Origin of the sequence: Hanstruepera ponticola (assembly GCF_002940745.1) — a bacterium.
Taxonomy (GTDB): Bacteria; Bacteroidota; Bacteroidia; order Flavobacteriales; family Flavobacteriaceae; genus Hanstruepera; species Hanstruepera ponticola.
In genome coordinates this window covers 581,803-603,851 of sequence record NZ_POTB01000001.1, presented here as the reverse complement: position 1 = coordinate 603,851, position 22,049 = coordinate 581,803, and the positions used below count along the sequence as shown (strand labels likewise).

Genomic DNA, 22,049 nt, shown 5'->3' with positions numbered 1-22,049 from the left:
GATGCAAATTTACTTTTTTTTGATGTATTTTCTCCTATTACTTGATTTGAAAAATTAGAGTTATTCACGTGTTTATTAACCAAAAAAAAAGCGACTTAAAAAAGCCGCTTTATTTTTATCGTTTAATTAATTTTTTGGTGATGATTTTATCACGAGTTTTTAATTTAATTAAGTAAATGCCTCGATTAATATTGTTTAAATAAATATTTCCATTTTCAGTTTTTCCTTTTGAAACAACCTTACCTAGTATATTGTATATTTCAAATTCAAGTGATTCATTATAATTAACCGTTACTAAATTGCCAGAAACAGGGTTCGGATACATGTTAAATGAATTTGTTACATATTCATCTGTACTCAAATTTGAATAGCATGTCCACGATAGATCATCAAACATCACACGATTAGAAGTGCTTGTGTTATTATTAATTAAAACGGTTATGGAGCCTTCCATGTTAATGTCTGAAATGGTCACTGTTTGTGCGGTATCACCATAAGGAATAGTTGCGATGAAATTACCATTTACATTTAAATCAAATGTTCCAGTATCTCCAGAAAACACGCGTTGCGTAACAACAGTTAATGTTCCAATACCTCCTGAAACGGTAGGCGCAATTAAGGCACCATCACGAATAGTAATGGCACGACCATTGATAGTTTGGTCTGTTCGTGCTTCAGTAGCATTCCAATCAAAACCATTATCACCTGCCCAATTTCTATTAGAGTAAGAACTAGAATTTGCAGGCATATTTTCAAAAGTTTCGCTTGAACATGCTGATCCGCTACTACCATTGTTAGTAGTTGTTTCACAGGCTTCGTTACTAAAAACAGACTCATTTCCGGCTGCATCTTTAGCTTTTATTTTAAAACAATACGTGGTATTTGCTACTAATGAATTTACTGTAAAGCTGGTATTTGCAGTATTGTATGTGTTAACGTCATCAATGTAAATATCATAAGAAGAAACACCTATATTATCTGTTGCGGCATCCCAGTCTAAATCAATAGAATTGTCCGTTGGGTTTGACGCTATTAAATTTGTTGGAGCTGAAGGGTTTTCAGTATCTGGGTCTGTATCCCAAACTAGAGCTACCCATTCAGGATGATCTATAAATGGATTTCTATTGGCTTGATGATTGTAGTAAATGTTATTATTTCGATCAATTTCTTTTTGAGAAACAGGATCCATTTCGTGCCAAGTTCTTAAAATACTCAAGAAGGGATCAGCAATAGCTTTGTCACTACTACCATCAAACATATCATAAGCAGACCAATTGCTTACTTGATCTTCATAGCGTGTTACAAAATAAAAATAGATACGCGCTATATCACCCTTAAATTCATCAATGGGTTCAAAAACGTCGTTAGTATAGCCTGCTGAATACCCAGTGTTTAAATTATTACCTAGTTTAGAACCATTTTGCGTTGGATTGCTTATACCACTTTGACTTGTCAATTGACTATCATCAACACGACCAAAAGGCGTATTACTTCTAAAGCCATTAACGCGACCATCAGTAGGTAATAATTGATGCGCATCACCTCTCATAGGTGAATTAGAACCAAATATGGATTGTGGGATAACATGTTCTTTGTTATAGCAATCTCCCTCACTATCATACTCACCACATTCACCAGTGACAGGTGTATAATTATAAGGGTCGTTACCAGTTGGATTTTCAGAATAAACATCTAAAATCGTATTACTAGTTGTTTCATAATAATTATCAAGATCGTATGAAGCTATAAAAGCATCTATGGCATCATAGCCTTGATCATTGTGGTCATCAATGATATTGTGTAATTGTGTTTTAAGCGTGTAACCCGTTCCTGTTGCCGTATCATAATACCCAGCTGGAATTTGGGCACAGATAAGAGTTGGTATTAATACTAATAATAGCGTGTAAAATTGTTTCATTTTATTTTTTTTCCATTAAGGCCATATAAAATCCATCGTATCCAGATTTATGGGCCAATATTTTTTTGTCTTCTACAAATTTAAAATCTTTTCCTAAATCAGATTTTAAGAATGTTTTTACTTGTTCTTGATTTTCTGATGGTAAGATAGAACACGTTGCATAAACTAGTTTTCCACCTGGTTTTACTATGCGCGAATATTGCTGTAAAATATCTTGTTGTGTAGCTTTTATTTTTTCTAAAAAAGATGTTTCAAGCTTCCATTTAGCATCTGGATTACGACGTAACACACCTAATCCAGAGCATGGTGCATCAATCAATACACGATCGGCTTTATCATAGAGTTTTTTGATGACTTTAGTTGAATCAATAACTCTTGTTTCAATATTATGTGCGCCATTTCGTTTGGCTCTACGTTTTAACTCATGAAGTTTATTGCCGTAAATATCTAATGCGATTATTTGTCCTTTATTCTCCATTAATGATGCCAGATGTAAGGTTTTACCACCAGCACCAGCACAGGTATCAACAACACGCATACCTGGTTGCACATCAAGAAAATCAGCTACTAATTGTGAAGATGCGTCTTGAACTTCAAATAAACCTTCTTTAAAAGCTTCTGTCTGAAACACATTGGCACGTTCTTTAAGTTTTAGAGCATTAGGGTATCCTTTAAGGAATTCAGTCTCTATATCTAAATCAAACAATTCTGCTTGTAACTTTTCTTTAGTTGTTTTTAGGGTATTAACTCTTAAAATTACATCGGCTTGTTCGTTAAGCGCTTGAATTTCTTTAGTCCATTGACTTTCACCTAATTCCTTAACACCCAATTCATCAATCCAATCTGGTATAGATTCTTTTATTCTTCTAATTTTTGATAATTCGTCAAATCGACCTTTAATTTTTCGCGTAGGTGTATTTTCAAAATACTTCCAGTCTGGTAGTTTGATGCCTTTTAGAGTTGCCCAAACAGCGAACATACGCCACAGATTATCACGATCAAAGGGTTCTTTGACTTCAGCTATTTCCGCATATAAGCGTTTCCATCTTACAATATCATAGGTTGTTTCGGCCACAAATCCACGATCTCGGCTTCCCCAACGCTTATCACGTTTTAAAAGTTGTTGGATAACCTTGTCAGCATACTCACCCTCATTGAAGATTTTCATCAAACCATCAATAGTGGCAAAACATAAATTTCTGTGTAAACGCATTTTAATTTATTAGGCGTGCAAAGGTACATTTTAATTACTTATTTTTATCCTAAATATTTTATAAATGAGGAATTTAATACTGTTTATTATTGCTGTTTCATGTCTTTCTTGTCAAACTGAAGAAAAGATTAAAAAGCGAGAATTTTCTAAAATTACGTTTAAAACGATTCTTGAAGATTCAACATTAAGTATTCGTGCTATTGAAATTTTAGATCAAAAAAGTTTAGCTTTTGCAGCCAATAACAACACCTATGGATTGTATAATTCAGCTTCAGATTCATGGTTAATTTCAAAAATTGAACAAGACTCTCTGAATATTGAATTTCGAGCTATTGCTAACAACCAAGAAGATTTTTTTATGATAAGTGTTGGTAATCCAGCTTTGCTTTATAAAACTGGAAATAATGGAGAAATGGAATTGGTTTATAAAGAATCACATGAGAAGGTGTTTTATGACTCTATGAAGTTTTGGAATGCTAAAGAAGGCATTGCGATTGGTGATGCATTTAATGGGTGTTTGAGTGTTATTATTACGCGTGATGGTGGATTTACATGGCAGAAATTACCATGCGAGGTTTTACCTAAAGGAATAGAAGGTGAAGGCGCCTTTGCAGCTAGCAATACAAACATTGAAATTGTAGATGATAATACTTGGGTAGCAACAACAACTGGAAGCGTTTATTTTTCAGGTGATAAAGGAATGACTTGGGATGTTTTTGATACGCCTATTATTAAAGAAAAAGAGACCGAAGGGATTTATTCAATCGATTTTTATGATAAGCTGAATGGTTTTGCAATTGGCGGTGATTATACAAAACCTGCGGATAGTTCAGCTAACAAAATAAGAACATTTGATGGCGGGAAAACTTGGGAATTAGTTGCTGAAAACCAAAATCCAGGGTATCGCAGTTGTGTTCAATATATTCCAAATGGAGCAGGCGAGGAGCTAATAACTGTAGGGTTTAAAGGGATTGATTATTCCAACGATAACGGAATGACCTGGATGCATTTAAGTGATGAAGGTTTCTATACACTTCGATTTTTAAATGATAGTGTCGCTTATGCTGCTGGAAGAGGGAGAATATCAAAGCTCACTTTTAAGCCATAAAAAAAAGAGCCATATGGCTCTTTTAATTTAAGGTCTATCTTTTTTTTCATGACGACGTTTTTTAAACTCTTCAAACATTTTACGTTTAAAATCGTCTTCAGCTTTTTTAAGTAAAACTATTTTTTTTGATGATAATACTTTCTGAAGATCAGATAAGTATTTGCTATACAGATTGTTTTTTTGAATATTAGATTCTTTGAATTTCTTAATTAAGTCAGTGGCTTGTTCTTCAGTCAGATTCTCATAGTCAATGAGTTTTCGATCTTCGTAAGCTGCTTTTCGTAATTCATGCATATTCTCTTCAAAATCGTTATAAATGGGCCAAAATTTTTCAGCTTCAGTCTTTGATAAATCAAGCTTTTCTGTAATATAGGCAACTTTTAGTGTTTTTATTTTTTCGTTTCTATCCATTCTATCTTGTGCCATTATTGTGGTACTCATAAATAAAATGATAATTGCTATTAGGTTATGTTTCATTGTCATTGCTATTATTTATTCTATATTAAAATCTTCTACATCAATATTCTCATATAAATAATCCTCAAGATGTATGTCATTGAGTGTTTCTTCCAAAATTATATTTTCAAATGCGGTTGTGTTTGTTATTAAGTTGCTTAATTCCACTGATTCTAAATCATTAGTTAGAAGATAATTTTCAATGCTGTCATTGTCTAATGAGGCAAAGGTAATAGCATTACTACCTATTTTAGGAATTGTAAAAATAAAAATGATTACAGCTGCTACACTAGCAACATAAAGCCATGACTTTTTATTAAATAAATCAATGACCTTTGGATTAGATTCTGATTTAGGTAGTTCAACTTTAAAACCTTCAAGATAACCATCAGGAATATTTAAACCAGATTCACTAACCTGATCTCTCAAATTCAATTCTGATATTAAATTGTTTTCAAGAGTTTCAAAGTAATCCTTCGGCGTTTTAAAACCTCCTGTTGATATATTATGTTTACCTATTTTTTTCATTGTATTGTTTAGACTAATAAAAAAGCTATTGGTTTAATAAGTAGGCTTCGATTTTTTTTATGGCTAAATGGTAGGAAGCCTTGAGTGCTCCTTCACTTGTTTCAAGTATTTCCGACATATCCTTGTATTTAATATCTTGAAAGTATTTCATATTGAAAACTAATTGTTGTTTTTGGGGTAAGGTTGCTATGGCTTGTTGTAGTTTCAATTGAATAGCATCACCTTCAAAGTAAACGTCGGATTTTAAATTATCAATTGCTAAACTTTGTAATTCCTCATTACTTATTTGCATTTGTTTGGCGCGTTTGTTTATAAAAGTAATGGCTTCATTTGTAGCTATACGATACATCCATGAATAGAGTTTACTATCACCTTTAAATAAGTCAATATTTTTGAAAATTTTGATAAAAGTGTTTTGCAATACATCATCAGCATCATCATGTGATTTTACGATATTTCTAATATGCCAATACAAACGTTCTTTATAGAGCGATACCAATTCATTAAAAGCACAATCTCGTTTGTCTTTAGACTTTAAATCGTTAATTAGTTTGACTTCTTCCACAAAAACATTTTGTTTTTAGACTTCTAAAACTAGAAATAGTTTAATCTGTCAAGAAAAGTAATGAAAATAATGGATTCTTGCGTTTTAATTAATGATTAGATAATGAGATAAAATGATAAAATAACTACAACGATGTAGTTGTTTTTAGTCTGAAATTATTGTCGTTTGAAAGATATTTTTTGCATTTCACCGTAAAAATAGACTATTTTAGATGTAATCATGACTCAAAAATGTATGGTACTGATTTTATGGCCAAAAGAATATTTTTCAGTTTTATTTCATTAATTTTTGTTATCCCAAGCTTTTCTCAAGTTGGGATTGGCACTGTTACTCCCGGAGCACAGTTGGATGTCGTAACGCAAGCTACGACAACTTCAGAAAGAAAAGGTATTCGGGTAGATTTAAATAGTACTTCAACCGCTCAACAAAACACATTTTCATTACACCTAACTAATTCGAGTAGTCCATCACTCACGGCTGCTAAATATGGAATTTTCAATAACGTTTCAGGTTTAGGAACAGCAACAAGATACGGCGTTTATAGTGAGGTTTTTAAGCCAAATTCAGGTGCAACTACTACAGATATATTTGGCGTTTATAGCTATGTTGGTCAATCTACTGGAGTTAATAGTAACAGCTATGGGTTTTATGCTGATTTAACCAATGCAAATAATACTGCTAATATATTTGGTGTTTACAGCACAGTTAATGGTACTGTTGCTAACCAAGATATTTATTCAGGATATTTTTTAGGAGGTAAATTCGCAATAGGGCAGACTGGTGCCAATGTTTATGTTTTACCCGCAAGCCGGGGTACAAATGGTCAAATTATGCAAACTGATGGCTCTGGGAATGTCAGTTGGGTAGATACAGACTCTAATAATTTTTCATTAGTAAGGGTTAATTTATCTGCAAATCAAATACTCAATACTTCAGGATGGCAAAAAATTACTTTTGATACTGCATTGTTCGATACCAATGGTGAATTTAACAGTACTGATAATCGCTTTGTTGCTGGTAGTGATGGTTATTATAAAATTAATGCAGGATATCACACTGCTTACCAAAACAACAATGAGTTTTATAGTATTGGAGTTTGGGTAAACAATGTTTTATACCAAGAGTCATCATTTAATCACTATGCTACGGGCGACGTTGTTAGGTCTATTAACTGTATAGTTAGTCTTAATGCAAATGATTATGTTGAGATATTTGTTCAAAATTTCCAAACCAATGATGGTTCAAATGGAGCAAATGGCGTTGTAATAGATAGTTTCACTGGTAAAACGTTTTTTGAAATTCAAAGAATAAGATAATACCTACATTAGTTACAGACTTCACTAAATTTTTTCTCGTCTTATTCCATAAGCTTTAAATAGCTATAAAACAATATGTTACAATTTATAAATACGATAAAATGCAAATAATATCGATAAAATACATATTTTTCTTGTTTTGTAAACTAATTTGTTTTATGTTTACACCAACAAACCTACTTATGTTTGTTAGTCGTCCCCAAGTCTAACAATAGCTAAAAAAAGGGCTGAATTAAAATTCAGCCCTTTTTAGTTTTTATATAGTAATGGTTATACTTAATCGAAACTTTGCATATCCACCAGTTTTTTGTAGGTACCATTTTTTGCCAATAATTCTGTATGAGTTCCTTGCTCTACAATTTCACCTTTTCTCATAACAACAATTTCATCAGCATTTTGAATGGTTGATAATCTATGAGCAATAACAATAGATGTACGGTTTTTCATCATGTTTTCCAATGCTATTTGAACTAAACGCTCACTTTCAGTGTCTAATGCTGAAGTAGCTTCGTCTAATATCATAATAGGTGGGTTTTTTATTACAGCGCGTGCAATACTTAAGCGTTGTTTTTGCCCTCCAGAAATATTAGTTCCAGAATCACCTATATTGAAATCTAATTGACCTTTTAGGTTTTTCACAAATTCCCAAGCATTGGCTATTTTTAAGGCATCAATAATTTCATTATCAGTTGCGTCAGGCTTTCCAATTAAAATATTGTTTCTTATCGTATCATTAAATAAAATAGAATCTTGGGTAACTAATCCCATTAAACTTCTTAAAGATTCTTTTGTAACATTTTTAATATTAGTACCATCAATTGAAATACCTCCTTCATTTACATCATAAAATCTAGTTACTAGATTGGCAATTGTACTTTTTCCACTACCAGATTGTCCAACTAAGGCAACTGTTTTACCTTTCGGAACTTCTAAACTAAAATTTTTGAGTACGAGATCTTCCTCATATTTAAAAGAAATGTTATCGACTTTTATTTTATCATTAAAAGTATTTATCTCTTTCGCATTTGGTACATCAGGTAATTGATTTTCTTCATGTAAAATTTCAAAAACACGATCAGCAGCAGCCATACCATTTTTTACTTTGTATGAGGCTTTGCTAATAGCTTTTGCCGGAGTTAAAATGGCATAGGCTAATCCCATAAAGGCAATAAATGTAGTACCTTCAATTACTTTGTCAACTAAAACTAATTTACCACCATACCATAATAAAACAGCTATAGTAGCTATACCTAAAACTTCGCTCACGGGACCCGCAAGGTTATTTTTTAAGCCAATTTTATTTGAAAGTCTTAAAATACTATCTGCTGATTTTTTAAATTTATTTTTAAAAATTGGCTCAGCATTATAACTTTTAACAATCTTTAAGCCTGTTAAGGATTCTTCAACAATAGAAATCAACTTCCCAGATTCTTGTTGTGCTTTTAATGAATTGCTTTTTAAGCTTTTCCCAATTCTTGAAATCATGAATCCTGCTAATGGAATAAAACACAACACAAAAAGAGATAATTCCCAACTAATAGCAAACATAAGAGCTAATGAGAATATAATGGTTAATGGTTCTCTGACTATAAGTTCAAGGATAATAAAAAAGGAATTTTGCATTTCGTTAATGTCCCCTAATATTCTTGCCATTACATCTCCTTTCTGTCTTTTAGAATAAAAGCTTAATGGCAGTTGGATAATTTTTTCATACATCTCTTTTCTTAAATCAGTCAGTACACCATTTTTTAAATACATGATGTGTTGCATAGCAAAATATCCAAACAAATTTTTCAATAAAAAAGTTGAAATGACAATTGCAATGACTATGACCAAAGCCATTTGAGCATTTCCTGACTCTAAAAAGCCACTAACTTTGTAATCAAGCAATTCTAAAGCATAATCTTTTACATCACCAATTTTTCCAGTCCATACAGGTTCATTCTTAACAATGGTAGTTTTTCCAAACAAAACATCTAACATTGGAATTAATGAAACAAAAGCTAATGAACTAAAAAGAGCATAAAGCAAATTAAAAAAGATATTTAAAAACACATGGCCTTTAAATTTCTTAATAAAAGGTAATAATTGATGTATTATTTTTTTCATTTTAGTTTAGCTGCATATCTTTTACTATAGCGTCTATTTTTTGCTCCAGAAACGCTTCAGTTTTATTGAAATCTTCTTTAGTTTTCAATTTGTCATTAACACTGATATAAAATTTAATTTTTGGCTCTGTACCACTTGGTCTCAATGCAATTTGACTGCCATCTTCTGTATAATAAATCAAAACATTTGATTTTGGTATATTAATTATGGATGTTTCCCCAGTTATTGGGTTCAGAGCTTCGGAGGACTGATAATCTTCAATCTTTATTACTTTCGAGCCATTAATTTTCGAAAAAGGAGATTTCCTAGCATCTATCATCATTTGTTTGATTTCCGCAGCACCTTCAATACCTTTTTTAGTCATGGATATCAAACGTTCTTTGTAAAACCCATGCTCTATATATAAAGTAATTAATTCGTTAAAAAACGAACTATTTTCTGCTTTTGCTTGAGCAGCAATTTCGCAGGCTAGAAGAGATGCAGTTACTGCATCCTTATCGCGCACAAAATCACCAACCATAAAACCAAAACTCTCTTCGCCGCCACCAATAAAATTCAATTCTGGAAAATCTTTTATCATTTTGGCAATCCATTTGAAACCAGTCAGTCCAATCTTGCATTCCACATTATATGCATTGGCAAGTTCCTTCATCATCGGTGTACTTACAATAGTTGAGCCAATGAACTCTTTTCCATTTATTTTGTCAGTTTTCTGCCATTGTTTCAGTAAAAAAGCAGTCATAACCACCATGGTCTGATTGCCATTCAATAATTGCATGTTGCCTTTATCATTTCTAACTGCTATACCAACACGATCACTGTCTGGATCAGTTCCAATTACGATATCAGCATTTACGTTTTCTGCTAATTCCAATGCCATTTTAAGAGCTGCTGGTTCTTCAGGGTTTGGTGATTTGACAGTAGGGAAATCGCCATTCGGTATAGCTTGTTCTTCTACAATATGTACGTTTTTATAACCAGCTTGTTTAAACGTTTCTGGGATAATAGTGATAGATGTACCATATAATGAGGTGAAAACAATGGTCAAATTATCTTTGGCACTTTGACTAGTATTAAAACTACCATTTTTAATAGATGCTTTTATAAAAGTTTTATCAACTTCTGCGCCTATTTTTGTAATTAAATTAGGGTTGGATTCAAACTTAATTTCAGAATACTTTAAGTTGTTTATCTCTGCTATAATTTCACCATCTTGAGGAGGCACTAGCTGGCCGCCATCTTGCCAATAGACTTTGTAGCCATTGTATTCAGGCGGATTGTGTGAAGCAGTCAATACTATACCACAATGACAATTTAAATGTTTTAAGGCAAATGACAACTCGGGAGTTGGACGTAAATCTTCGAATAAAAAAACTTCAATGTTATTAGCTGAAAAAACATCAGCTACTAATTGTGCCAATGTTTGACTGTTGTGTCTACAATCAAAAGCAATGGCTACTTTGATTGTTTCATTAGGGAATGACCTTTTCAAATAATTACTTAAGCCTTGTGTATTTCTTCCAAGCGTGTACTTGTTAATACGATTGGTACCAATGCCCATAACGCCGCGCATACCTCCTGTTCCAAACTCTAAATCCTTGTAAAAGGATTCCTTGAGTTCTTTTGGGTTTGTGGCAATTAAATTTTTTATGTAGTCTTGAGTCTTTTTATCAAAATCGGGTGTCAGCCAAGTGTTTACTCGATTTAATAGTTCAGGTTCAATATATATCATGATGTAACTAAAATAGAACGCAAAAATACGCAATTCAAAAAAATGACATGTGTCAATAGGGAATTAATTAGCAACAGTATCTAAATTAATAACCTCTTTAACCAAATAGCGTTTTTTGTCTTGTTTTGTACGTAGCATAATTTCACCAAGAAATCCAGCTACAAAAAATTGGGTACCTATAATCATTGTGGCCAATGAAAGGTAAAATTGTGGTCTTTCAGTAATGAGCCTTCCAGTTTTGTGGAAAAACAACTTATCAATACCTAAATATAGAGCAAACATAAATCCTATTGCAAACATTAAAACACCTAATGCGCCAAATAGGTGCATAGGTCTTTTACCAAAACGAGACAAAAACCAAATGGTGATTAAATCCAAAAACCCATGTATAAATCGATCTATTCCAAATTTGGTTTCTCCGTATTTTCGTGCTTGGTGTTTTACGACCTTTTCACCAATTTTAGAGAACCCAGCATTTTTGGCTAATACTGGAATGTATCTGTGCATTTCACCATTAACATCGATGTTTTTTACAACATTAAGTCTATAGGCTTTTAGTCCGCAATTAAAATCGTTTAATTTGACCCCAGAAGTTTTTCGTGCTGCCCAATTAAATAGTTTTGAAGGTAAGTTCTTTGTTAAAACAGAATCATAACGCTTTTTTTTCCAACCCGAAACCATATCATAATTATCACTAATAATCATTTCATATAATTCAGGGATTTCTTCTGGGTTGTCCTGAAGATCTGCATCCATGGTAATGATAACATCACCAATTGCTTTATCAAATCCAGCATGTAAGGCTTGAGATTTTCCAAAATTTGCTAAAAACCGAATACCTTTTACATGAGGATTAATTTCTGAAAGTTTTATAATAGTTTCCCAAGAGGCATCAGTACTACCATCGTCAATAAAAATGATTTCATATGAAAAATGATTGGATTGCATAACGTTTGCAATCCAATCATGTAATTCTTTTAGTGAGTCCTTTTCGTTAAGTAGTGGTATGACTACTGATATATTCATTGACGATTTTTGAAGATTATGTTTTCAAAAATATGAAAATATTAATCTTGGGAGCTAGTTTTCATCACTAAACCTGCAATTGCCGACCAAATAAGTCCAAAAAAGGCACTTAAAGCAAGCCACATAGCCGATCCGAGTAAAGGATTTGAGAATGTTTTGGCCATTTCCAAACTTTTCTCTTTAATTTCAACTGACATATTTGGGTCTTCTGCTATTTTTTCTTCAGCCAATTTCATCATTTCATCCATAAATTCAGGATCAATAATGTAATTAAATATTAAACCATATACTGCATAAACCAAGGCACTAATTACAGCAATTACCATTCCTGTTTTTAATGCTTCACTGAAAGAAAGGCTATTGGCATTTGTTTTTTTGAATTGACCAATGGCATAAAAAATAATTACTGGAAAAATAATATAATATAAATATTGTGGCCATTGTGTGCCTTCAAGTAGCATTCCTGTAGCATACATGATTACAGAAATTAAGATCATAATCGCTCCAAGAATTAATCCGTAATTTACTCCGAATTTACCTGGAGAAGGTTTTTGATTTTCCATAGTTTGAAAGTTTAGTTAATTTAATTAGTTAGTAAACAAATATACCAAAACGTTACACATTAATTGAAAGAATAAAAAATGAAAAAAATATTGTAGATTTATTAAATTTGCTTAAATTTGCACCTCGAAAAAAGTAATGATATTAAATCGAAAAGCGATGAAAAAAGATATACATCCAGAAAATTATAGAGTAGTGGCGTTTAAAGATATGTCAAATGATGACGTGTTTTTAACAAAATCTACTGCAAATACCAACGAGACAATTGAAGTTGATGGTGTTGAGTATCCATTAGTTAAAATGGAAATTTCTAGAACGTCTCACCCTTATTACACTGGTAAATCTAAATTGGTAGATACTGCTGGACGTATTGATAAGTTTAAAACTAAATACGCTAAATTTAAAAAATAATTTAGTAGTAAAATATAATTACAAAAGCCTTTCAATTGTTGAAAGGCTTTTTTTATTTTTACCAAAAGCAACCTTATGAACTATATTCTTTTTGACGGTCCATTTAGAAACAATCTTCTACCATTTACCTTTACGCGACCAGTAGCAGATATTCGAGTTGGTATTTTAACCATACGAGAGAAATGGGAAAACTATCTAGAATATACCACAACAACCATAACAGAAGACTATCTTGCTGATAAATATCCCATGGTTGAAATGGAGCATAATATTATGATTAATGCTTCTTTTTTACCCAATAAAGAATTAGTAGAGATTATAAAAGGCTTGGAGGAAAATCAAGCTGTTTTTAAAGATGAGGATGTTGTAGCTTTTTTTACTAAAGAAAATCAGGAAAATATAGATTTGGAATCGTTTGAAGCTATTGAGTATCTTGATGACGTTTTAAAAATAGAAAATACTTGGGATATATTTAGTAAAAATGGTTTAGCTATAGAGGATGATTTTGAACTACTTACCAAAGGAAGACAGTCACAACCTATTCCTGAAACAACAGTTGCTTTCAATAGAAAAGATATTTTTATTGAGGAAGGAGCCAAGTTACCTCTTTGCTCACTTAATGCTGAAAATGGCCCCATTTATATAGGTAAGGATACTGAGATTATGGAGGGGAGCATGATAAGAGGCCCTTTTGCACTTTGTGAAGGTGCTACCGTAAAAATGGCTGCCAAGATTTATGGACCAACAACTGTCGGTCCTTACAGTAAAGTAGGCGGTGAGATAAATAACTCGGTGTTGTTTGGTTATTCTAATAAAGGTCATGATGGTTTTCTAGGAAATTCAGTATTGGGTGAATGGTGCAATTTAGGAGCGGATACTAATAATTCTAACTTAAAAAACAACTATGCTGAAGTGCGCCTGTGGAATTATGAAACCGAAAATTTTGCTAGAACTGGCTTGCAATTTTGTGGGCTTATGATGGGAGATCACAGTAAATGTGGCATTAACACCATGTTTAATACAGGAACAGTTGTTGGTGTAAGTGCCAATATTTTTGGAAGTGGTTTTCCGCGCAATTTTGTGCCAAGTTTTTCTTGGGGAGGAAGTAGTGGTTTTTCAACTTATCTAACTAAAAAAGCGTTTGAAGTTGCCAAAGTAGTCATGTCTCGAAGAAATATTGAATTTACAGAGCAAGATGCAGCCATTTTAGAACACGTTTTTGAGGAAACAAAGAGGTTTAGGGGGGATTAGTTAGTCTTTTTTACGTGTTTTAATTCTAAAAGATTAATTGGGTTAATTCCTAGCCCTTTTACATTTTTTCTTGTAAAGCGAACAACTTCGTCATAAAACATAGGCACTATTGGCGTATGACTCATAATTAATGAATCCATTCTGGAGTATAAAAGCTCTCTTTTTTTTGATTCTGTTTCAATAAAGGCTTGTTCATACCAAGTGTCAAACTGTTCACTGCTAAAATGTGTGTAATTAGGTCCATTTGGTGCAAAATTTTTACTGTAATAGAGTGATAGGTAATTTTCAGCATCAGGATAATCTGCTACCCAACTGGCTCTAAACATGTCTAATTTTCCATTTGCTTTAGCATCTTTCAAACTGGAAGCAGGAACAACATCTACGTTTACAATAAGCCCTGTTTTTTGAAGTTCACGTTGTATGTATTCGCAAAAGCTTAAATAATTGCTGGTAGTTGTTATGCTAATTTCTGGATTGTTATTTCCTGTTTCTTTTATGTATTGCTGAACAAGTTGTTTTGATTTTTCAGGTTGATAGGTGAAGCCAATTTTATTACTGTAACCAGGCAGTCCTTTAGGGATAAAACCAGCATTGGCAGGAATACCAATACCATTTCGTAAATAAATCATCATTTTATTTCTATCGAAACCGTAATTAACGGCCTGACGGATTAATTCTGACTGTATTTCAGGAGCATCAGATTCCATATAAAAGGCTAAATATTCAGTATTCAGATAAGGACCACGAATCATATTTACATCAGAATCATACAAATCACGTAATTTACCATCAGCTGTTAATATTTCATCCTTATATGAAGCATCCAATCCTGATACGTAATCAATATTGCCTTGGGCAAATTGTAAAAATTCACTTTGTTTGTCGGGTAAAAAAGTTATCGCAATGGCTTCTAGGTAAGGAAGTTGCTTTCCGTTTTTATCAACTTCAAAGTAATCAGGGTTTTTCCTAAAAACCAATTTTAAATTTTCTTCCCATCGTTTAAATTGAAAGGGACCTGTTCCAATAGGATTTGATCTAAAATCATTACCATAATGTTCAACAATTTCTTTTGGAACAACGGAACAATATTTCATAGTCAATAAGCCTAAAAACGCTGGAAAAGGTTGCTTTAGCTTAATTTCAAAAATAGAATCGTTTACAGGGTAGAACGTTTTAACTTTATTCAATACCCAGCTTCCTGGTGATGCTAGTTTCTTATCTTTGAGTCTATTGAAGCTATAAAAGAAATCATTTGAAGTTACGATTCTTGTGGAATCACTACCAAATAATCTATGTTTATGATATGTTACATCATTGCGAAGCGTAAATGTATAAGTTAGTGCATCATCTGAAATAGTCCAGCTTTTTGCAATAGCTGGTTGCACATTCAATTTATCATCCATTTCCACCAAACCATTAAAAAGTTGATTAGTTGCCCATATATCTGCAAGGTCTTTTGAAAATGCTGGATCTAATGAGCCAATATTTTTATGCTCATTATATCTGAAAACTAATGAACTATCATGCTCTTTATTCTCATTGTTGCAAGAGATAATTATGATGGTGAAACACATTATCCATATCCATTTTATGGGAAGTCTCAATAATGACAGGTGGCGTTTTATCATTTTGTTTAATAGTTGTAAATTTGCAACTTGGTAAAAGTACAAGAATGACAGCAAGAAAAAAAGTCGGTTTTTACACGTTAGGATGTAAATTGAATTTTTCAGAAACATCAACCATAGCAAGAACTTTTAAGAACGAAGGTTTTGAGCGCGTAGATTTTTCTGAATATGCCGATATTTATGTTATCAACACTTGTTCTGTCACTGAAAATGCCGATAAGCGGTTTAAGACCATAGTAAAGCAAGCTCAAAAAAATAATCCCGAAGCATTTATAACTGCTGTTGGATGTTATGCGCAACTTAAACCTCAAGAATTAGCTAATGTCGATGGTGTCGATTTGGTTTTAGGCGCTACTGAAAAATTTAAGATTACCGATTATTTGAACGATTTATCTAAAAATGATTTTGGCGAAGTTCATTCGTGTGAAATTCAAGAAGCCGATTTTTATGTTGGTAGTTATTCTTTTGGAGACAGAACAAGGGCTTTTTTAAAGGTTCAGGATGGCTGTGATTATAAATGTACCTACTGCACCATTCCGTTAGCTAGAGGAATCTCTAGAAGTGATTCGGTAGAAAATGTTGTTGCTAATGCTAAAGAGATAGCTGCAAAAGATATTAAAGAGATTGTTTTAACAGGAGTGAATATAGGTGATTATGGTAAAGGAGAATTTGGTAACAAACGCCATGATCACACTTTCTTGGATTTGGTGAAAGAATTAGATCAAGTTGAAGGTATTGAACGATTGCGAATTTCTTCGATAGAGCCTAATTTATTGAAAAATGATACCATTAATTTAGTTGCGGAATCTGATAGTTTTGTACCGCACTTTCATGTGCCACTTCAAAGTGGTAGTAACGCTATATTAAAGCGTATGAAGCGTCGTTATTTACGTGAGTTATATGTTGATAGGGTTGAGAAAATAAAGGAAGTTATGCCAGATGCTTGCATTGGAGTTGATGTGATTGTAGGATTTCCTGGTGAGACGGATGAGCATTTTCTTGAGACCTATAATTTTTTAAATGATTTGGATGTTTCCTATTTGCATGTTTTTACGTATTCTGAAAGAGACAATACCGAAGCTTCGCAAATGGAGCAAATAGTCCCCAAAAATGTACGTTCTAAAAGAAGTAAAATGTTACGTGGTTTATCTGTAAAAAAACGTCGTGCTTTTTACGAAAGCCAGATTGGTACCACAAGAGAAGTGCTTTTTGAAAGTGAAAATAAAGAAGGCTATATTCATGGATTTACAGAAAACTACGTAAAAGTAAAAACACCTTGGAACCCAGAATTGGTTAATACTATTCAAAAAGTAGAATTAACTAATATTGGTGAAGATGGTATTGTAAGATTCAATTTTCAAGAATCGGTGATTTCTGCTTGACTCTTCGGTTTTTCAAGTAGTTCAACGAGTTTTAATGTTTTTTGTCCTCTATTTTCCGTTTGTCTTTCGAAAACAAATTATTTTCATCTCAAAATCAACTACTTATGTCTAAAGCCTTATCTATTATTGGTGCAATATTTTTGATCCTTTCCTTTACCGCTTGTTCCACTGATAATGATGACAACTTATCTAATAGATCAAATAATTTTGAAGGTGTTTGGAGGTTATCAATGAAAACAATTGAAACACCTATTGATTTTCACAATGATGGCAACTTAACCGATGTTGTTTATATAGGAACTAACTCACCTTACGATACAGAAATCATTATTAATAATAATAACAGTGGTATAATTTACTTTTCTGATAATTTTACTTACAATACTCGGGATGAAAATGGTACTTTAGTTTATATGGTAGCTAGTTCAATTAATAATGAACGTGTTGATATTCCATTTAGTTATATGTTAAGTAATAATTCTGGAATTATAAATTACAATGATATTGAAGCTACTTTTCTATTGGAAGGAAATACTTTGTTTATGACCATTGATGATGGTTTTGTTGCGAAAGACATTGATACTTTTGAGACAACTGTAGTTCAAGATTTAACATATGTTTTTAAAAAACAGTAACTGTAATCTGATATTATAAAAAAAGCCGAAATTTAATTTCGGCTTTTTTTTATATTCTAACTCCAACCGGGAGCATACTTTTGTATTGTCTATTTCGTCTAATAAATTTTGCTATTTCAGGACTCGTAGGAACAACGCTTAAATTGCGTTCTTCAATATGTTCAAATACGGTTCTAATAAATTCGTTTTGAAATTCTTCCGTAAAAATAGTTTCAGGAATAATTAATTTAGTTAAGAAAATTTTACGCTCTTGAAGGGAGTATTCAATTTTCGCAAGTTCATTATCAATTTTTAATTCAAACTGACGCAAAAAATCATTGTCAACGAGTTCATGTGCTTCTATCATAATAATCTTTTTTATTAATTGGAACTATAAGGAGTAGGACTATTTTATATAGTTTTGTAACGCAAATTTACGAAAAATTATTGTCATTTTAAAGATAATATTTGCATAATACCTTATGAATCAAGATATAATACATGTTTATTTCATGCCAGGAATGGCTGCGAGTCCAAAAATATTTGAAAACATACAACTGCCTGAAAACCAGTTTAAAATACATTATTTAGAATGGTTAATTCCAGAACGTGATGAAACTTTAGAGGCTTATGCCATAAGGATGACCCAAAAAATTAAACATGAGAACTTGGTATTAGTTGGTGTGTCTTTTGGAGGTGTTTTGGTTCAGGAAATGAGCAAGCATTTAAAGTTAAAGCGCTTGATAATCATATCTAGCGTTAGTTCAAAGCACGAACTTCCAAAACGCATGAGAATAGCTCGTAAAACAAAGGCTTACGCTATAGCTCCAACAAGTTTGGTAAGTCACATAGATATGTTTGCAAAATATGCCTTTGGGTCTAATGTAAAAAAACGAATTGAGCTATATAAAAAGTACTTATCAGTCAATGATAAACGTTATTTGGATTGGGCTTTAAAAAATATGGTTTGTTGGAATCAAGACAAACCAATCCCAGAAGCTATTCATATTCATGGTGATCAAGATATGGTGTTTCCGTGTCATCATATTACTAATTGTATAAAAATAAAAGGTGGTACACATATTATGATTATCAATAAATTTAAGTGGTTTAATGAAAATTTGCCTAAACTAATTTTAAATGGACGACTAGATTAACATGTCGTTTTTTTTTATAACTTTAATAAAAAATTCCTCGCAATGAAAACTCTTAAAAACATACTATCAATTATAGGATTATTTGCACTTGGCATGATTTTCATTTTTGCACTTCAGGATGCTCCAAGTGATGAAAATTTTGAACGAAAACTAATCAACGATTATAACGTTTATGCGCTACAAGTTCCTGATAATTTAGATTTTGCAGGAGAGCCGTTACCACTTAAAAACCCAGATATTTTGGAGCGTATGGATCGTGAGCTTTTAGTTAATACGTATTGGCAATCCAATGGGTTACTTATGTTTAAAAGAGCACATAAATATTTTCCTATAATTGAGCCTATTTTGAAAAAAAATGGTATTCCAGATGATTTTAAATACTTGGCAGTAATAGAAAGTGGTTTGGTTAATGTTGTGTCACCAGCTGGAGCAAGAGGAGTTTGGCAAATAATGCCAGCAACTGGAAGAGAATTTGGGCTAGAAGTAAATGATAATGTTGATGAACGTTACCATTTAGAAATGGCAACTGAAGTTGCTTGTAAATATTTGAAAGAATCAAAGGAGAAATTGGGTTCTTGGACTTTGGCGGCGGCAGCTTATAATGCTGGTATGTCTGGAATTTCAAGACGCTTACAAGAGCAAAATGTATCAGATTATTATGATTTATTATTAGGCGAAGAAACAGGGCGTTACATGTTCCGTATCGTGGCATTAAAAGAAATATTGTCCCACCCTGATAAATACGGATTTAACTTTAGAACAAAGGATTTGTATAAAGATGTTCCAACATTCAAAGTTGAGGTTGATACAGCAGTAACTGATTTTACAGCTTTTGCCGAAAAGTTCAGTATCAATTATAAAATTCTCAAAATTCATAATCCTTGGTTGCGAGAGCCTCATTTAAACAATAAATCAAGAAAGCAATACTTTATTGAAATACCTAAGCCTGGCTATTATTCAACAAATCCTTAATGATTGAATATATAAAGGAGCATATCTGGTCTTTACTATTAGGCTTAAATTACATACTGGTGATTTTTGCTATTGCCATTATTCTTTTTAAAAACATAAATCCTACTAAAACCATTACCTATATTCTGGTTTTAGTGATGTTTCCTTTTATTGGATTATTAGTTTATTATTTTTTCGGCCAGGAGTATCGTAAGAGTAAAATATTTAATCGAAAAAACGTTTTGAACAAGAGTATAGTGAAAAAAATCAGTGAAGATTTTACTCTAAATTCTAAAGAGCTCGAAGAATTTGATGATTTGTTGGACGAAAAAATGAAATTAGTACATCTTCTGTACAATTCAGAGCATACACCTTTAACACGTTACAATGAGGTGGCATTATTGAAAAATGGTAAAACAAAATTTAAATTGTTATTTGAAGATTTAAAAAAGGCAAAACACCATATTCACCTTGAATATTATATCTTAAAAGATGATAATATTGGCACACAATTAATTGATATTATTTGCGAAAGAGCTCGAAACGGAGTTTCAGTAAAAGTAAGTGTCGATGACGTAGGTAGCAAGATATCAAATAAAGCTAAACGGAAAATGAAAGAATCTGGTGTTGAGTGCAATGTATTTATGCCAGTATTATTTCGTGGATTTACAGGAAAATTGAATTATAGAAATCATCGAAAAATCGCGATAATTGATGGCGAAATTGGTTACGTTGGAGGTATAAATGTATCTGATAATTATGTTAATTATAAAAATGGAGAATCATTTTGGAGAGACACGCACGTAAGAATAGTAGGAGAAGCGGTTAAACCACTTCAAGTAAATTTTTTAATGACGTGGAATTTTGTATCCAATTCTGATTTAAAGATTACCGAAGAATTATTTCCGGAGGTAAAAACCAAGCATGAAACAGCTGTACAAATATCTGCTAGCGGTCCAGATACCAATTGGCCTAACATTATGGAAGCTATGTTTGTTTCTATTAATAGAGCAGAGGACTATGTATATGTTACAACGCCTTATTTTATTCCAAACGATGAGATAATCACGGCTTTACAAGTTGCAGCTAAAAGTAATATTGATGTTCGGTTAATAATACCCAAAATGTCTGATTCATGGACAGCCAAACATGCTACCAACTCCTACATAGAACCATTGTTAGAAGCAGGAGTAAAGGTATATAGATATTGTAATGGATTTATTCACGCAAAAACTATGGTTGTAGATGATATACTGTCAACAGTAGGAACAACCAATATGGACCATAGGAGCTTTAATATTAATTTTGAAATTAATGCAATAATCTATGACAAGAAAACCAGCGTTGAATTAAAACAACATTTTCTAGATGATTTAAAAGAATCTGAAGAACTAGACTTAAAGCGTTGGCAAGAAAGACCAATTTCAAACAAACTTAAAGAATCCTATGCTAGGCTGTGGTCTCCCTTATTATAATATTACCTTCTGCTACGTCTATTTTGTCTTGACGAAGTTGGCTGACCATAGTGTTGTTTAGGGATGGCAGCTTTTTTCATTTGTTGTTTGAACATTTTTATTTGATCTGCCAAAATATTTCTCTTGTCTAATTTTTCTGCTTCCTTCAATAATAATTGAGCTTCTTGTTTTCTTCTTTTTGAAAATGCAATACCAGCCAAATTAAGTTTTGCCATGGCTAGGTCATGATCCATAGATAAACCCAATGAAATGGCATTCTTAAAATATTTTTCGGCCTCATTCATATTATCTTGTGACACCATGATGCCATGTAAATAATTGTAATAACCTTGTTGTTTTTTTACTAATGCAGCACTCGGATTCTTAATTTTGTTCAACCATTTTTTTGCACCTTCAAAATCTTGCTTTCGCAACCTTAAAAAGGCTAATAAAATGAATTCATTTTTAAAATATAAAAAGATAAATATTCCAGAAAGTAGAATATACATGATACCATTACCAATATTTCCTTCAATAAACTGATAAATTGCAAAAGCAATAATCCCGAAAGCAATAATTAATTTGATAATTTTATTATACATATTTTAATGATGTTTTATAAAAAGCTTGTTGTGTTTTTAACAAGTGTTCAATTTCACTTCTATTAGACTG

At 32.2% G+C, this 22,049-nt stretch carries 21 protein-coding genes; 9 read left to right on the top strand and 12 right to left on the bottom strand.

Annotated features, from left to right (window positions below):
* Positions 1 to 115 precede the first annotated feature (115 nt).
* Both C1S72_RS02600 and C1S72_RS02595 read right to left on the bottom strand, forming a co-directional pair.
* Positions 116 to 1,918: an endonuclease gene (locus C1S72_RS02600; protein ID WP_104734116.1), complete on the bottom strand. Its 1,803-nt coding sequence runs from the start codon at positions 1,916 to 1,918 to the stop codon at positions 116 to 118.
* A gap of 1 nt (position 1,919) precedes the next feature.
* Positions 1,920 to 3,131 carry an RsmB/NOP family class I SAM-dependent RNA methyltransferase gene (locus C1S72_RS02595; protein WP_104734115.1) on the bottom strand — a complete coding sequence of 404 codons (1,212 nt, stop codon included), beginning with the start codon at positions 3,129 to 3,131 and terminating at the stop codon, positions 1,920 to 1,922.
* 64 nt (positions 3,132 to 3,195) lie between these two features.
* Here C1S72_RS02595 and C1S72_RS02590 point away from each other — a divergent pair, with 64 nt between their 5' ends.
* On the top strand, positions 3,196 to 4,239 hold the full coding sequence (locus C1S72_RS02590) for a WD40/YVTN/BNR-like repeat-containing protein (RefSeq protein WP_104734114.1): 1,044 nt from the start codon (positions 3,196 to 3,198) through the stop codon (positions 4,237 to 4,239).
* Positions 4,240 to 4,266: 27 nt separating this feature from the next.
* On the opposite strand, the gene C1S72_RS02585 is transcribed toward C1S72_RS02590, so the two are convergent.
* From C1S72_RS02585 to C1S72_RS02575, 3 genes are read right to left on the bottom strand one after another with little or no spacing between them, the layout of a single operon-like run.
* Entirely contained in the window at positions 4,267 to 4,716 is a 450-nt protein-coding gene (locus tag C1S72_RS02585; RefSeq protein ID WP_162919907.1) for a hypothetical protein, read from the bottom strand.
* A gap of 15 nt (positions 4,717 to 4,731) precedes the next feature.
* Positions 4,732 to 5,223 carry a hypothetical protein gene (locus C1S72_RS02580; RefSeq protein ID WP_104734112.1) on the bottom strand — a complete coding sequence of 164 codons (492 nt, stop codon included), beginning with the start codon at positions 5,221 to 5,223 and terminating at the stop codon, positions 4,732 to 4,734.
* Positions 5,224 to 5,248: 25 nt separating this feature from the next.
* Complete coding sequence (locus C1S72_RS02575; RefSeq protein WP_104734111.1) at positions 5,249 to 5,788, bottom strand: RNA polymerase sigma factor; 540 nt, start codon at positions 5,786 to 5,788, stop codon at positions 5,249 to 5,251.
* A 248-nt stretch (positions 5,789 to 6,036) separates the two neighbouring features.
* Between C1S72_RS02575 and C1S72_RS02570 the strand changes: the two genes are divergently transcribed.
* The gene (locus tag C1S72_RS02570; protein ID WP_162919906.1) at positions 6,037 to 7,104 is read left to right on the top strand and encodes a hypothetical protein; all 1,068 of its coding nucleotides are present in this window, start codon (positions 6,037 to 6,039) and stop codon (positions 7,102 to 7,104) included.
* A 276-nt stretch (positions 7,105 to 7,380) separates the two neighbouring features.
* Here the strand turns inward: C1S72_RS02570 and C1S72_RS02565 are convergent, their stop codons facing one another.
* The 4 genes from C1S72_RS02565 to C1S72_RS02550 form a co-directional block, all read right to left on the bottom strand.
* Positions 7,381 to 9,213: an ABC transporter ATP-binding protein gene (locus C1S72_RS02565; RefSeq protein ID WP_104734109.1), complete on the bottom strand. Its 1,833-nt coding sequence runs from the start codon at positions 9,211 to 9,213 to the stop codon at positions 7,381 to 7,383.
* A 1-nt stretch (position 9,214) separates the two neighbouring features.
* On the bottom strand, positions 9,215 to 10,945 hold the full coding sequence (locus C1S72_RS02560) for a phospho-sugar mutase (protein ID WP_205527077.1): 1,731 nt from the start codon (positions 10,943 to 10,945) through the stop codon (positions 9,215 to 9,217).
* Between the two features lie 63 nt (positions 10,946 to 11,008).
* Positions 11,009 to 11,971, bottom strand: coding sequence for a glycosyltransferase family 2 protein (locus tag C1S72_RS02555; protein ID WP_104734108.1), 963 nt, complete (start codon positions 11,969 to 11,971; stop codon positions 11,009 to 11,011).
* A gap of 41 nt (positions 11,972 to 12,012) precedes the next feature.
* The gene (locus tag C1S72_RS02550) at positions 12,013 to 12,534 is read right to left on the bottom strand and encodes a DUF4199 domain-containing protein (protein ID WP_104734107.1); all 522 of its coding nucleotides are present in this window, start codon (positions 12,532 to 12,534) and stop codon (positions 12,013 to 12,015) included.
* Between the two features lie 157 nt (positions 12,535 to 12,691).
* Between C1S72_RS02550 and C1S72_RS02545 the strand changes: the two genes are divergently transcribed.
* The gene (locus C1S72_RS02545; RefSeq protein ID WP_104735755.1) at positions 12,692 to 12,943 is read left to right on the top strand and encodes a type B 50S ribosomal protein L31; all 252 of its coding nucleotides are present in this window, start codon (positions 12,692 to 12,694) and stop codon (positions 12,941 to 12,943) included.
* A gap of 75 nt (positions 12,944 to 13,018) precedes the next feature.
* Positions 13,019 to 14,194, top strand: a complete 1,176-nt coding sequence (locus tag C1S72_RS02540) for a GlmU family protein (protein WP_104734106.1) — start codon at positions 13,019 to 13,021, stop codon at positions 14,192 to 14,194.
* Here the strand turns inward: C1S72_RS02540 and C1S72_RS02535 are convergent.
* Complete coding sequence (locus C1S72_RS02535; RefSeq protein ID WP_104734105.1) at positions 14,191 to 15,822, bottom strand: ABC transporter substrate-binding protein; 1,632 nt, start codon at positions 15,820 to 15,822, stop codon at positions 14,191 to 14,193. The genes C1S72_RS02540 and C1S72_RS02535 overlap by 4 nt on opposite strands.
* 44 nt (positions 15,823 to 15,866) lie before the next feature.
* On the opposite strand from C1S72_RS02535, the gene mtaB reads away from it, so the two are divergent.
* Complete coding sequence (gene mtaB / locus C1S72_RS02530; RefSeq protein ID WP_104735754.1) at positions 15,867 to 17,201, top strand: tRNA (N(6)-L-threonylcarbamoyladenosine(37)-C(2))-methylthiotransferase MtaB; 1,335 nt, start codon at positions 15,867 to 15,869, stop codon at positions 17,199 to 17,201.
* Positions 17,202 to 17,305: 104 nt separating this feature from the next.
* Positions 17,306 to 17,836, top strand: coding sequence for a hypothetical protein (locus C1S72_RS02525; protein WP_104734104.1), 531 nt, complete (start codon positions 17,306 to 17,308; stop codon positions 17,834 to 17,836).
* 49 nt (positions 17,837 to 17,885) lie between these two features.
* Here C1S72_RS02525 and C1S72_RS02520 read toward each other — a convergent pair whose 3' ends face one another.
* Positions 17,886 to 18,182 carry an N-acetyltransferase gene (locus C1S72_RS02520; RefSeq protein WP_104734103.1) on the bottom strand — a complete coding sequence of 99 codons (297 nt, stop codon included), beginning with the start codon at positions 18,180 to 18,182 and terminating at the stop codon, positions 17,886 to 17,888.
* A gap of 115 nt (positions 18,183 to 18,297) precedes the next feature.
* On the opposite strand from C1S72_RS02520, the gene C1S72_RS02515 reads away from it, so the two are divergent.
* The 3 genes from C1S72_RS02515 to cls are packed head-to-tail and all read left to right on the top strand — an operon-like array spanning position 18,298 to position 21,398.
* Positions 18,298 to 18,972, top strand: coding sequence for an alpha/beta hydrolase family protein (locus tag C1S72_RS02515; RefSeq protein ID WP_104734102.1), 675 nt, complete (start codon positions 18,298 to 18,300; stop codon positions 18,970 to 18,972).
* Positions 18,973 to 19,014: 42 nt separating this feature from the next.
* Positions 19,015 to 19,944 carry a lytic transglycosylase domain-containing protein gene (locus C1S72_RS02510; RefSeq protein ID WP_104734101.1) on the top strand — a complete coding sequence of 310 codons (930 nt, stop codon included), beginning with the start codon at positions 19,015 to 19,017 and terminating at the stop codon, positions 19,942 to 19,944.
* Complete coding sequence (cls, locus tag C1S72_RS02505) at positions 19,944 to 21,398, top strand: cardiolipin synthase (protein ID WP_104734100.1); 1,455 nt, start codon at positions 19,944 to 19,946, stop codon at positions 21,396 to 21,398. The genes C1S72_RS02510 and cls overlap by 1 nt, the downstream gene beginning before the upstream one ends.
* Before the next feature lie 2 nt (positions 21,399 to 21,400).
* On the opposite strand, the gene C1S72_RS02500 is transcribed toward cls, so the two are convergent.
* Entirely contained in the window at positions 21,401 to 21,979 is a 579-nt protein-coding gene (locus C1S72_RS02500) for a hypothetical protein (RefSeq protein WP_104734099.1), read from the bottom strand.
* Positions 21,980 to 22,049 lie beyond the last annotated feature (70 nt).